Source organism: Streptomyces sp. 13-12-16, assembly GCF_002114215.1.
GTDB lineage: Bacteria > Actinomycetota > Actinomycetes > Streptomycetales > Streptomycetaceae > Streptomyces.
Map to the genome: position 1 here is coordinate 1,616 of NZ_NCTE01000603.1, position 11,995 is coordinate 13,610.

At 70.2% G+C, this 11,995-nt stretch carries 12 protein-coding genes; 5 read left to right on the top strand and 7 right to left on the bottom strand.

The features are described from left to right. The coding region (gene argS, locus B7767_RS24010; RefSeq protein ID WP_085574028.1) for an arginine--tRNA ligase at window positions 1-1,667 on the bottom strand (1,667 nt) is incomplete at its 3' end. A gap of 150 nt (window positions 1,668-1,817) precedes the next feature. Here argS and lysS point away from each other — a divergent pair. Beyond that, window positions 1,818-3,557, top strand: a complete 1,740-nt coding sequence (gene lysS, locus B7767_RS24015; protein WP_085574029.1) for a lysine--tRNA ligase — start codon at window positions 1,818-1,820, stop codon at window positions 3,555-3,557. Window positions 3,558-3,627: 70 nt separating this feature from the next. Here the strand turns inward: lysS and B7767_RS24020 are convergent, their stop codons facing one another. The 3 genes from B7767_RS24020 to B7767_RS24030 form a co-directional block, all read right to left on the bottom strand. Next, entirely contained in the window at window positions 3,628-4,932 is a 1,305-nt protein-coding gene (locus tag B7767_RS24020) for a DUF2637 domain-containing protein (RefSeq protein ID WP_085574030.1), read from the bottom strand. Between the two features lie 90 nt (window positions 4,933-5,022). Next, window positions 5,023-5,916, bottom strand: a complete 894-nt coding sequence (locus B7767_RS24025; RefSeq protein WP_085574031.1) for a DUF3558 family protein — start codon at window positions 5,914-5,916, stop codon at window positions 5,023-5,025. Between the two features lie 119 nt (window positions 5,917-6,035). After that, the gene (locus B7767_RS24030) at window positions 6,036-6,842 is read right to left on the bottom strand and encodes a hypothetical protein (RefSeq protein WP_085574032.1); all 807 of its coding nucleotides are present in this window, start codon (window positions 6,840-6,842) and stop codon (window positions 6,036-6,038) included. A 215-nt stretch (window positions 6,843-7,057) separates the two neighbouring features. On the opposite strand from B7767_RS24030, the gene B7767_RS24035 reads away from it, so the two are divergent. Then, window positions 7,058-8,251: an RtcB family protein gene (locus tag B7767_RS24035; RefSeq protein ID WP_085574033.1), complete on the top strand. Its 1,194-nt coding sequence runs from the start codon at window positions 7,058-7,060 to the stop codon at window positions 8,249-8,251. A 42-nt stretch (window positions 8,252-8,293) separates the two neighbouring features. On the opposite strand, the gene B7767_RS49395 is transcribed toward B7767_RS24035, so the two are convergent. The 3 genes from B7767_RS49395 to B7767_RS24050 form a co-directional block, all read right to left on the bottom strand. Continuing rightward, window positions 8,294-8,434: a hypothetical protein gene (locus B7767_RS49395; RefSeq protein WP_179167260.1), complete on the bottom strand. Its 141-nt coding sequence runs from the start codon at window positions 8,432-8,434 to the stop codon at window positions 8,294-8,296. Further along, window positions 8,434-9,210 (bottom strand): SDR family NAD(P)-dependent oxidoreductase, encoded by a 777-nt coding sequence (locus tag B7767_RS24045; protein WP_085574034.1) that lies wholly within the window; start codon window positions 9,208-9,210, stop codon window positions 8,434-8,436. The genes B7767_RS49395 and B7767_RS24045 overlap by 1 nt, the downstream gene beginning before the upstream one ends. Before the next feature lie 88 nt (window positions 9,211-9,298). Further along, window positions 9,299-9,634 carry a YnfA family protein gene (locus tag B7767_RS24050; protein ID WP_085574035.1) on the bottom strand — a complete coding sequence of 112 codons (336 nt, stop codon included), beginning with the start codon at window positions 9,632-9,634 and terminating at the stop codon, window positions 9,299-9,301. Between the two features lie 135 nt (window positions 9,635-9,769). Between B7767_RS24050 and B7767_RS24055 the strand changes: the two genes are divergently transcribed. The 3 genes from B7767_RS24055 to B7767_RS24065 form a co-directional block, all read left to right on the top strand. Then, a complete protein-coding gene (locus B7767_RS24055; RefSeq protein ID WP_085574036.1) occupies window positions 9,770-10,864 on the top strand; it encodes an LLM class flavin-dependent oxidoreductase in 1,095 nt (364 codons plus the stop codon). Beyond that, entirely contained in the window at window positions 10,861-11,487 is a 627-nt protein-coding gene (locus B7767_RS24060) for an FMN reductase (protein ID WP_085574037.1), read from the top strand. The genes B7767_RS24055 and B7767_RS24060 overlap by 4 nt, the downstream gene beginning before the upstream one ends. 73 nt (window positions 11,488-11,560) lie before the next feature. Next, a partial coding sequence (locus tag B7767_RS24065) for a response regulator transcription factor (protein ID WP_256923544.1) occupies window positions 11,561-11,995 on the top strand: 435 nt, incomplete at its 3' end.

Sequence of the window (11,995 nt, forward strand, 5' to 3'; positions counted from 1 at the left end):
TGCTCCGACGAATCGGCCTTCAGCACCGGGCACTTGTCGTAGAACGACGTGTACAGCGACGCGAGCTGGTACAGGTACGCGGCCAGCTTGTGCGGGGCGTACTCCCCGGCCGCCTCGAAGACCGTGTCCCCGAACGCGTCCAGGTGCAGGCCCAGCGCACGCTCCGCCTCGTGCAGCTCCAGCTCCGGACGGGCGGCCGGGCGGACCTCGCCGGCCTTGCGGAGGATGGACTGGATACGGGCGTACGCGTACTGGAGGTACACGCTGGTGTCGCCGTTGAGCGAGACCATCTGGTCCAGGTCGAACTTGTAGTCGCGGCTCGGCGACGTCGACAGGTCCGCGTACTTCACGGCCCCGATGCCGACCTGCGCGGCCCGCTCCCGGATCTCGTCCTCGGTGAGGTCCCGCGCCTTCTCCCGCACGACCTCGGCGGCCCGCTGCACCGCCTCGTCCAGCAGGTCCTCCAGGCGTACGGTCTCGCCCTCACGCGTCTTGAAGGGCTTGCCGTCCGCGCCGAGCACCGTGCCGTAGCCCATGTTGTGCGCGGTGACCTCGTCGCCGAGCCAGCCGGCCCGGCGGGCGGTCTCGAAGACCATCTTGAAGTGGAGCGACTGGCGCACGTCGACGACGTACAGCAGCGTGGTCGCGTGCAGGTCCTGGACGCGGTTGCGGATCGCGGTCAGGTCGGACGCCGCGTAGCCGAAGCCGCCGTCGGCCTTCTGCACGATCAGCGGGACCGGCTGGTCGTCCTTGCCCCGGATGTCGTCGAAGAACACCACCAGCGCGCCCTCGGAGCGCACGGCGACACCCATCTCCTCCAGGAGGCGGGCGGTCTCCGGCATGCCCTCGTTGTACGCGGACTCGCCGACGATCTCCTCGTCGCGGATCTCCATGTCGAGCTTCTCGAAGACGGAGTAGAAGTAGACCTTCGACTCGTCCACGAACTGCTGCCACAGCTCGAGCGTCTCCTTGTCGCCGGACTGGAGGGCGACGACCCGCTTACGGGCCCGCTCCTTGAACTCCTCGTCCGAGTCGAAGAGCGCACGCGACGCCTTGTACACCCGGTTCAGGTTCGACATGGCCTGCTCGCCGTCGACGTCCTCCGGCGGGGCCAGCTCGCCGGGGTGCTCGAACAGGTACTGGATGAGCATGCCGAACTGGGTGCCCCAGTCGCCGATGTGGTGCCGGCCGATCGTCTTCTCGCCGGTGAAGTCGAGCATGCCGCGCAGCGCGTCGCCGATGACCGCCGACCGCAGGTGACCGACGTGCATCTCCTTCGCCACGTTCGGCTGGGCGTAGTCGACGACCGTGACGCCCGCGTCCTCCTTCAGCGGCACGCCGAGGCGCTCGCCGTCCGCGTGCCGCGCGGCGAGGTTCCGGGTGATCGCCCGGTCGGCGACGGTGATGTTGAGGAAGCCGGGCCCGGAGACCTCGACGTCCTCGATCAGGTCGTCGCCGGTGGTGATGTGCGAGACGACCTCGGTCGCCAGCTCCCGCGGGTTCGCCTTCGACTTCTTCGCCAGCGCCAGGATGCCGTTGGCCTGGAAGTCCGCCCGGTCGCTTCGTCGCAGCAGCGGGTCCGCGCCGGCGGCCTCGGGGCGGGTGGCCGAGAGGGCGGACGCGAGATGCTGCCGGACGGAGTCGGTGAGGGACGTGACCGAGGCCATGGAGGCTGCCGTTCTGCTCGGGTTCGTGGACTACTACCGAAGCCGAGTATCCCACGCGGTGAAAAGCGGTTTTCGCGGATACGGGCCGTACTGGGAGAATGGAGCGGTCAGCCGTGCGACCGTACCGGCTGCCCGAGCAGAAAGAAGGACGTGCCGATCGTGGCTCAGAGCACCGAGACCACCGACTGGGTCTCCCGTTTCGCGGATGAGGTCATCGAGGAGTCGGAGCGTCGGGCCCCGGGCAAACCTGTGGTCGTCGCGTCCGGGCTGTCGCCCTCCGGCCCGATCCACCTGGGCAACCTCCGCGAGGTCATGACCCCCCACCTCGTCGCCGACGAGATCCGCCGCCGCGGCCACCGGGTCCGGCACCTGATCTCCTGGGACGACTACGACCGGTACCGCAAGGTCCCGGCCGGCATCACCGGCGTCGACGAGTCGTGGTCCGAGCACATCGGCAAGCCGCTGACCTCCGTCCCCGCCCCCGAGGGCTCCGCGTACCCGAACTGGGCCGAGCACTTCAAGGCCGCGATGACCGCGTCGCTGGCCGAGCTGGGCGTGGAGTTCGACGGGATCAGCCAGACCGAGCAGTACACCTCCGGCGTCTACCGCGAGCAGATCCTGCACGCCATGCGCCACCGTGCCGACATCGACGCGATCCTCGCCCAGTACCGCACCAAGAAGGCCCCGGCGAAGAAGCAGCAGAAGCCGGTCGACGAGGCCGAACTGGAGGCCGCCGAGGGCTCCGGCGCCGCCGCCGAGGACGACGGCAGCTCCGGCGCCGCCGGATACTTCCCGTACAAGCCGTACTGCGGCAACTGCGAGAAGGACCTGACCACGGTCACCGCCTACGACGACGACTCCACCGAGCTGACCTACGCCTGCACCGCGTGCGGCTTCTCCGAGACCGTCCGGCTGAACGAGTTCAACCGCGGCAAGCTGGTCTGGAAGGTCGACTGGCCCATGCGCTGGGCGTACGAAGGCGTGATCTTCGAGCCCAGCGGCGTCGACCACTCCTCCCCCGGCTCGTCCTTCCAGGTCGGCGGACAGATCGTCGGGATCTTCGACGGCAAGCAGCCCATCGGCCCGATGTACGCCTTCGTCGGCATCAGCGGCATGGCGAAGATGTCGTCGTCCCGCGGCGGCGTACCGACCCCGGCCGACGCGCTGAAGATCATGGAACCGCAGCTGCTGCGCTGGCTGTACGCCCGGCGCCGCCCCAACCAGTCCTTCAAGATCGCCTTCGACCAGGAGATCCAGCGCCTCTACGACGAGTGGGACCGCCTCGACGCCAAGGTCGCCGACGGCTCCGCCCTGCCCGCCGACGCCGCCGCGCACTCCCGCGCGGTGCGCACGGCCAGCGGTGAGCTGCCGCGGACGACCAGGCCGCTGCCGTACCGCACGCTCGCCTCGGTGGCCGACATCACCGCCGGGCACGAGGACCAGGCGCTGCGGATCCTCAGCGAGCTGGACCCGTCCGACCCGCTGGGATCGCTGGACGAGGCCCGGCCGCGCTACGACAAGGCCGAGGCGTGGATCAACACCCACGTCCCCGCCGACCAGCGCACCATCGTCCGCGCGGAGCCCGACGCCGAACTGCTGAAGTCCCTCGACGAACAGGGACAGCAGTCGCTGCGGCTGCTGCTCGACGGACTCGCCGACAACTGGTCGCTGGACGGACTCACCCACCTCGTCTACGGCGTGCCCAAGGTCCAGGCGGGCTTCTCCGCCGACGCCACCCCCAAGGAACTGCCGGCGGAGATCAAGACCGCCCAGCGGTCGTTCTTCGCGCTGCTCTACCACCTGCTGGTCGGGCGGGACACGGGACCGCGACTGCCCACACTGCTGCTGGCGGTGGGACAGGAGCGGGTGCGGGCACTGCTCGGGGAGTAGCTTCCACCCGTACGACGACAGGGGGCGCCCGGTACCGGCCGGGCGCCCCCTGTCGTCGCGTTCTCGCGCCTCACGCGATGTGGTCCTCCTCCAGCTCCGCCGTGTGACGCTGCTGGAAGCGCTCGGCGAGAACCTTCAGCTCGCTCGGGTTCAACGACGTGCCGTAGGTCGCCTGGATGTTGTCGCCGAGGACACGGGGCGTGGGATAGCTGCCGTCTATCGACTGACGGAACACCTGGTAGTACGCCTCCTCGTCCGGATCCGCGACGGGAGTGCCACCACCGTCACCCAGTTCACGGGTACGACCACCGGGAACCACCGGAATGGGGAAGCTGCCGGTCTCCTCCGGAGAAGGCTCCTGGAGGGGCGGCTCCTCCTGGTACTGGTCCTCGTACTGCTCGGCCTGCTGCTGCTCCGCGTACCAGCGGGCGTACTCCTCGTCGGGATCGTAGGTGGGGTCGTAACCACCGTGGTACTCCACGGTGCGGGGATCCCGGGCGTGGAGCCACTGGTTCTGGTCCGGGGCCGCGCCCTCCTGCGGCCCGGGGTTCTGGTTGCTCTCCAGTTCCAGACGCTGCTCGCCGGAAGGTGCCGCACCCACCTGCGCCGCACCGGCTGCACGACCGCCCGCGGCCACCGCCGGCGCCGGTGCCGCCGCCTCGGGCGCCGGGGGTATCAGAGCCGGCTCTATGCCCGCCGCCGCCAGACCCGACGGAGCCGTCTCGGCCAGGGGGACGCCGTACTTGGCCAGACGCAGCGGCATCAGGGACTCGACCGGCGCCTTGCGCCGCCAGGCACGGCCGAAACGGGAACGGAGACGGGCCTGGTAGACCAGCCGCTCCTGCTCCAGCTTGATCACCTGCTCGTAGGAGCGCAGCTCCCACAGCTTCATCCGGCGCCACAGCAGGAACGTCGGCACCGGCGACAGCATCCAGCGGGTCAGCCGGACGCCCTCCATGTGCTTGTCGGCGGTGATGTCGGCGATCCGCCCGATCGCGTGCCGGGCCGCCTCCACCGAGACCACGAACAGCACCGGGATCACACCGTGCATGCCCACACCGAGCGGATCCGGCCACGCCGCCGCACCGTTGAACGCGATCGTCGCCGCCGTCAGCAGCCACGCCGTCTGCCGCAGCAGCGGGAACGGGATACGGATCCAGGTCAGCAGCAGGTCCAGGGCCAGCAGGACGCAGATACCGGCGTCGATACCGATCGGGAAGACGTAACTGAAGTTCCCGAAGCCCTTCTGCAGGGCAAGCTCACGGACGGCCGCGTACGAACCCGCGAAGCCGATTCCGGCGATGATCACGGCACCGAAGACGACCACGCCGATGAGAACCCGGTGCATCCGTGTCAGCTGCAGTGGCGCGGCCACCCGTACTCCCCTCCCGATGCGTGTTGTTGCGCGCAACAGAGTGGCACATGTGTGCGGAGGACGGGTGGCCGGTTCCCGTTCAGGGCCGGGTCAGCTCTTGCTCGACGCCTTCGAAGCGGACTTCGAGGCCGACTCGGAAGGGGACTTCGAGGCCGACCCGGACGCCGACTTCGAGGCCGACCCGGACGCCGACTTCGAGGGGGACGCGGACGCCGACCCGGACGGCGCGGCACCCGTGCCGTTCACCTTCGTCACCGAGCCCACCGCCTCCTCGGCCGCCTTCTGCGCGTCCTTCATCAGGTCGTCGGCGTCCGGCGTCTTGTCACCGGCGAGACCGGCACCGTTGTAGTCGACGGTGACGACCACGTTCTCGACCCGCGCCACGACCGTCTGCTGCTTGAAGGTGCCTTCCTTCTTCTTCAGCTCGTAACGCACCGCGGTCGCCTCGTCACCGGTACCGCCGACCGGCTCCGACTTCGTACCCTTCGCACCCTCGGCCGACTGGACGTCCCGCACCTGCTTGTCGTAGTACTCCTGGGCGAGCTCGTCACCCGCACCACGCGTGGTGTCCGAGTCGAAACGCAGCAGCGACACGTTCAGCCAACGGAACTGCGAACCCTTCACACCGTTGTTGTCCAGACTGCTCCAGGAACAGCTGCCCCGGGTGGAGACGTCGTCCGAGGACCCCTCCTTGCCCGACTTCGCCTTCGGCACCAGATCGTCCAGGGTCTTCTCGGACAACACCTCGCACGGCTTCGGGAGCGTCCCGTACGCCGCCGCCCGCACCGTCGGGGACGGGCTCGCGGACTGCGAGGCGGAGGCGGAGGCGCCCTTGTCCTTGCCGTCGTCGGAGCCGGAGTCCGAGGAGCAGCCGGCGGCGACCAGGGGGACGGCGACCGCGCACACAAGGACGCGGGTCAGGCGCTTCGCTCGCGGTGATCGCGGGTCTCGCTGTACTCGTCGCTGCATGGTTCCTTCACTCATGACGCTCGTGTTCCCTGCGCTCGGAACGGGGTCCGAGGGGTCACGGTACGCGGTGAGCCACCCGCACGGTCGCCCTTCACGTGCTTCACGCAGGGAGACGAAGGGCCCCGGGACGGCGCTCAGCCACTCAGCGAATCGGCCAGCTCCGAAGCCAGCTTCCGTGCCCTGTCCTGCAATTCCTTGCTGTCCGGGACCACTCCGACGGTCATCGGCTGCTCCGCGTACTCGACGGTCACGATCACGTTGGACGTGCGGAACGCCACAGTCACCGTGCGCTGCTCGGCCGTCGAACCGGAGCTGTTCAGCTCGTCGTCGAGGAACGCCTCCTCACCCAGGTCCTCCAGAAGACGGGGCTGGAGGTCGGAAGGGGCCGCGGACGGCGAGGCGGTGGCGGACGACCCGGGCGAGGGGGACGAACTCGGGTCCGTGGACGGGCCGGTGGACGGGGAACCGGACTCCGTGGCCGTCACCACCGGCTCCGGAAGATGCGCCGCCTCCCGCTTCTTCGCGAAGAGTTCCTCCGCCTGGCTGTCGTCACTGACGGCGTTGTCATAGGAGACGGCCCGCTCGAAGTCCACCAGCAGATGGTCCGTCGCCAACGCCGACTCCACCTTCCAGCGGCAACCCACCTTGCGGTCGGTGTCGTACGTGAGGGTCGCCGTACCCGCGTACGCCTTCTCGCGCTGCGTCTCGTCGGTCATCTCCCCGATGCCGGGCAGGAGTTGGTCGAGCGTCGCGTCCTCGACCACGCCACAGGGCTCGGGGAGCGTGGCGTACTTGCCGGGCTGGGCGGCCTGGGTGGCCGTACCGGCGCTTCCCGGGTTGGAGTTGTCCGACTGGCCGCCCTCGTCCGAGCTGCCGGTGCAGCCGGCCAGGACGGCCGCCAGGAGCGCGGCGACGCCGGGTACGTACGCCTTCCGCTGCACGTTCGGGCTCCTCTCGACGGTGGGTGCGGGCCGGTGCCCGCCGGGTCTCCCCAGTGTCCCCGCTGGTTAATCGCTTGCCGCACGGGGGCGTCCCCGGCAGACAATGTGTATCGCACGCAACACCGTGGACGCCGGTCCGTCATCCCTTTTCGTCGACCTTGGCACCGGTTTTGCGATTCAGGACTTCTGTTGGTTTCCGGGGGAATGAGGACGTTATGTCGTACGTGGAACTGCCGGGTGCGAAGGTGCCGATCCGGATGTGGACGGATCCGTCGACGGTGGAGGAGGGTGCGCTCCAGCAGCTGCGGAACGTGGCGACCCTGCCGTGGATCAAGGGCCTGGCGGTCATGCCGGACGTGCACTACGGCAAGGGCGCGACGGTCGGCTCGGTCATCGCGATGCGGGGCGCGGTGTGCCCGGCGGCGGTGGGCGTGGACATCGGCTGCGGCATGTCCGCGGTGAAGACGTCCCTGACGGCCAACGACCTGCCGGGCGATCTGTCGCGGCTGCGGTCGAAGATCGAGCAGGCGATTCCGGTGGGCCGGGGCATGCACGACGACCCCGTCGACCCGGGACGGCTGCACGGTTTCGGGACCGGCGGCTGGGACGGCTTCTGGGGGCGGTTCGACGGCGTGGCGGACGCGGTGAAGTTCCGCGAGGAACGCGCCACGAAGCAGATGGGCACCCTGGGCGGGGGAAACCACTTCTGTGAAGTTTGCATAGACACGTCCGGTTCGGTGTGGCTCATGCTGCACTCCGGTTCCCGGAACATCGGCAAGGAGCTCGCCGAGCACCACATCGGCATCGCCCAGAAGCTCCCGCACAACCAGGGCCTGGTCGACCGCGACCTCGCCGTCTTCATCGCGGACACCCCGCAGATGGCGGCGTACCGCAACGACCTCTTCTGGGCGCAGGAGTACGCGAGGTACAACCGCTCGATCATGATGGCGCTCCTGAAGGACGTGGTCCGCAAGGAGTTCAAGAAGGCCAGGCCCACCTTCGAGCCGGAGATCAGCGCGCACCACAACTACGTGGCCGAGGAGCGCTACGACGGCATGGACCTGCTCGTGACCCGCAAGGGCGCGATCCGCGCGGGTTCCGGCGAGTACGGGATCATCCCGGGCTCCATGGGCACGGGCTCGTACATCGTCAAGGGCCTGGGGAACGCCAAGTCCTTCAACTCGGCGTCGCACGGCGCCGGCCGGCGGATGAGCCGCAACGCGGCGAAGCGGCGCTTCTCGACGAAGGACCTGGAGGAGCAGACGCGGGGCGTGGAGTGCCGCAAGGACTCCGGCGTCGTGGACGAGATCCCGGGCGCCTACAAGCCGATCGAGCAGGTCATCGACCAGCAGCGGGACCTTGTCGAGGTCGTCGCGAAGCTGAAGCAGGTCGTCTGTGTGAAGGGCTGACGCGACGGGGTGACAAGGAGGGCGGGCCCTGCCGGGGGCCCGCTACTTCGCGTGGGTCACCGCGTAGATCATGACGAAGGCGACGATGTGGATGCCGAAGAGGAAGTAGCCGAGGTAGTACCAGACGTAGCGTTCGCGCTTCTTCTCCAGGGCGAGGCGGCGCTGTTCGGTGTCGTCGGGCATCAGGGTTCCCGGTGGACCTTGGTGTTGGACGCCTGGGCGCGGGGGCGGACGACCAGCAGGTCGATGTTGACGTGGGGCGGGCGGGTGACGGCCCAGGCGATGGTGTCGGCGACGTCGTCCGCGGTGAGGGGTTCGGCGACGCCCTGGTAGACCTTGGCGGCCTTCTCCGTGTCGCCGCCGAAGCGGGTGAGGGCGAATTCGTCGGTCTTGACCATGCCGGGCGCGATCTCGATGACGCGTACCGGGCGGCCGACGATCTCCAGGCGCAGGGTCTCGGCGAGGACGTGGGCGCCGTGCTTGGCGGCGACGTAGCCCGCGCCGCCCTCGTAGGTGGCGTGGCCGGCGGTGGAGGACACGACGACGACCGTGCCGTCGCCGCTGGCGTCCAGCTTGGGCAGCAGGGCCTGGGTGAGGTTGAGGGTGCCGAGGACGTTCGTCTCGTACATGGTGCGCCACTGGTCGGGGTCGCCGGTGGCGACGGGGTCGGCGCCGAGTGCGCCGCCGGCGTTGTTGACGAGGACGCCGACGGTCTTGAAGGCGGTGGCGAACTCGTCGACGGCGGCGCGGTCGGTGACGTCGAGGGGGTAGGCGGTGGCCTTGTGGCCGGCCGCGGTGATCTCCTCGGCGAGTGCCTCGATGCGGTCCTTGCGGCGGGCGGTGAGGACGACGCGGTAGCCGGCTTCGGCGAGGCGGCGGGCCGTGGCGGCGCCGATTCCGCTGCTCGCACCCGTGACGACGGCGATACGGGACGCGGCGGGCGGTGCGGCGGTGGCCATGGGCTGCTCCTCGGGCGGGCTGGGGCGTGGCGGGACCTGCGTGGCCAGCATAGGCGGGGGCGGCCGGGTGGTGGCGGGGCGGGCGCTGTCAGCCGTTGCGCGGTGCCCACATGATCAGGGCCATTCCGGCGAGGCAGACCAGTGCGCCGGTGATGTCCCAGCGGTCGGGGCGGTAGCCGTCGGCGACCACGCCCCACAGGATCGAGCCGGCGACGAAGATGCCGCCGTACGCGGCGAGGACGCGGCCGAAGTGGGCGTCGGGCTGGAAGGTGGCGACGAAGCCGTAGGCGCCGAGGGCGAGGACGCCGCCGGCCGCCCACATCCAGCCGCGGTGTTCGCGCACGCCCTGCCAGACCAGCCAGGCGCCGCCGATCTCCAGTACGGCGGCGAGGGCGAACAGGGCGGCGGAGCGGAGGATCAGCATGCGGGCAGCCTCGCACGCGGGGGCCACCTGCCGGGCGGTGCCTGGCGGGGAGGCCCGGGGAGGGGGAATAGGAGGAGGCCGGGGGCCGTTCCAGAGGTATAGTTGAACGGTCAACAACCTGGAGGGTGAGCGGCCATGCAGTTCGGGATCTTCAGCGTCGGGGATGTCACGCCCGACCCGACCACGGGGCGTACGCCGACCGAGCGCGAGCGGATCAAGGCCATGGTCGCCATCGCGCTGAAGGCCGAGGAGGTGGGCCTGGACGTGTTCGCGACCGGGGAGCACCACAACCCGCCCTTCGTGCCGTCCTCGCCGACCACGATGCTCGGTTACATCGCGGCCCGCACCGAGCGGCTGGTGCTGTCCACGTCCACCACCCTGATCACCACGAACGACCCGGTGAAGATCGCCGAGGACTTCGCGATGCTCCAGCACCTGGCCGACGGCCGGGTGGACCTGATGATGGGACGCGGGAACACCGGGCCGGTGTATCCCTGGTTCGGCAAGGACATCCGTCAGGGCATCAACCTCGCGGTCGAGAACTACGCGCTGCTGCACCGGCTGTGGCGCGAGGACGTCGTCGACTGGGAGGGGAAGTTCCGCACCCCGTTGCAGGGCTTCACCTCCACGCCGCGTCCGCTGGACGGGGTGGCGCCGTTCGTCTGGCACGGCTCGATCCGCTCGCCGGAGATCGCCGAGCAGGCCGCGTACTACGGCGACGGCTTCTTCCACAACAACATCTTCTGGCCGGCCGACCACACCAAGCGGATGGTCGAGCTGTACCGGGCCCGGTACGCCCACTACGGGCACGGCACCCCCGAGCAGGCGATCGTCGGGCTCGGCGGGCAGGTGTTCATGCGGAGGAACAGCCAGGACGCGGTGCGCGAGTTCCGCCCCTACTTCGACGTCGCGCCGGTCTACGGGCACGGCCCGTCGCTGGAGGAGTTCACCGAGCAGACCCCGCTGACCGTGGGCTCCCCGCAGCAGGTCATCGAGAAGACGCTGTCCTTCCGCGAGTACGCAGGTGACTACCAGCGCCAGCTCTTCCTGATGGACCACGCCGGCCTGCCCCTGAAGACCGTGCTGGAACAGCTCGACCTGCTCGGCGAGGAGGTCGTGCCGGTGCTGCGCGAGGAGTTCGCCAAGAACCGCCCGGCCGGGGTGCCGGACGCGCCGACCCACAGTTCGCTGCTGGCCGCCGCCAGGAAGCAGGAAGGAGCGCGGGCATGAGGCTCGTCGTCGTATCGGCCGGACTGAGCGTGCCGTCGTCCACGCGGCTGCTCGCCGACCGGCTGGCCGCGGTCGCCGCCCCGGCCGCGACCGCCCCGGAGCCCGGTCCCGCGGACGTCCGGGTGATCGAGCTGCGCGACCTCGCCGTCGAGATCGCGCACACCTTCACCAACGGCTTCCCGGGCCGGGTGCTGTCCGAGGCGTTCGACACGGTGTCCGGGGCCGACGGGCTGATCGTCGTCACCCCGGTGTTCTCGGGGTCGTACAGCGGGCTGTTCAAGTCGTTCTTCGACGCGCTGAGCGTCACCGACCCCGACGCCCTCGCCGGGAAGCCGGTGCTGATCGCGGCGACCGGCGGTACGGCGCGGCACTCGCTGGTGCTGGACCACGCGCTGCGTCCGCTCTTCTCCTACCTGCGGGCCGTCGTCGTCCCGACCGGCGTCTACGCCGCCTCCGAGGACTGGGGCGCCGAAGGACTGGACGGGCGCGTCGAACGGGCGGGCGGGGAACTGGCGGCGCTGATGGCGGGGCTGTCCACCGCCCGCCCGCTGCCCCGGCGGGACTCCTTCGAGGAGGTCACCCCGTTCGAGGAACGGCTCGCGGCGCTGCGGCCCACCGGGTGAGAGCGGGGTAAGAAGCGGGCCCCGGTGCCGTCCACCGGGGCCCGTGGGACGCCGCGGTTGGCAGACTGGACGCGTGCCGCACACCCTTCTGCTCGCCGAAGACGACCGCGCCATCCGCAACGCCCTGGAGCGCGCCCTCACCCTGGAGGGCTACCGGGTCACGGCCGTCGCCGACGGCGTCGAGGCCCTCGCGCAGGCCCACCGCAGCCGGCCCGACGTACTGGTCCTGGACGTGATGATGCCCGGCATCGACGGACTCCAGGTGTGCCGGGTGCTGCGCGCCGAGGGCGACCGCACGCCGGTGCTGATGCTGACCGCGCTGGTGGAGACCGCCGACCGGATCGCGGGACTGGACGCGGGCGCCGACGACTACGTCGTCAAGCCGTTCGACGTCGAGGAGGTCTTCGCCCGGCTGCGCGCGCTGCTGCGCCGGGTGGCCCCGGCACCGGCCCCGGCGCCCGAGCCCGTCGCGGAGCCGGCGCCGGAGCCCTCCGGCCGGTTCCTGGAG

Bases quoted from the DNA above. Each gene is read 5' to 3' on its own strand.
- B7767_RS24055 (WP_085574036.1), top strand. From the start codon at position 9,770: ATGCAGTTCGGGATCTTCAGCGTCGGGGATGTCACGCCCGACCCGACC.
- B7767_RS24025 (WP_085574031.1), bottom strand. From the start codon at position 5,916: ATGAGTGAAGGAACCATGCAGCGACGAGTACAGCGAGACCCGCGATCA.
- B7767_RS24045 (WP_085574034.1), bottom strand. From the start codon at position 9,210: ATGGCCACCGCCGCACCGCCCGCCGCGTCCCGTATCGCCGTCGTCACG.
- B7767_RS24060 (WP_085574037.1), top strand. From the start codon at position 10,861: ATGAGGCTCGTCGTCGTATCGGCCGGACTGAGCGTGCCGTCGTCCACG.
- B7767_RS24035 (WP_085574033.1), top strand. From the start codon at position 7,058: ATGTCGTACGTGGAACTGCCGGGTGCGAAGGTGCCGATCCGGATGTGG.
- B7767_RS24050 (WP_085574035.1), bottom strand. From the start codon at position 9,634: ATGCTGATCCTCCGCTCCGCCGCCCTGTTCGCCCTCGCCGCCGTACTG.
- B7767_RS49395 (WP_179167260.1), bottom strand. From the start codon at position 8,434: ATGCCCGACGACACCGAACAGCGCCGCCTCGCCCTGGAGAAGAAGCGC.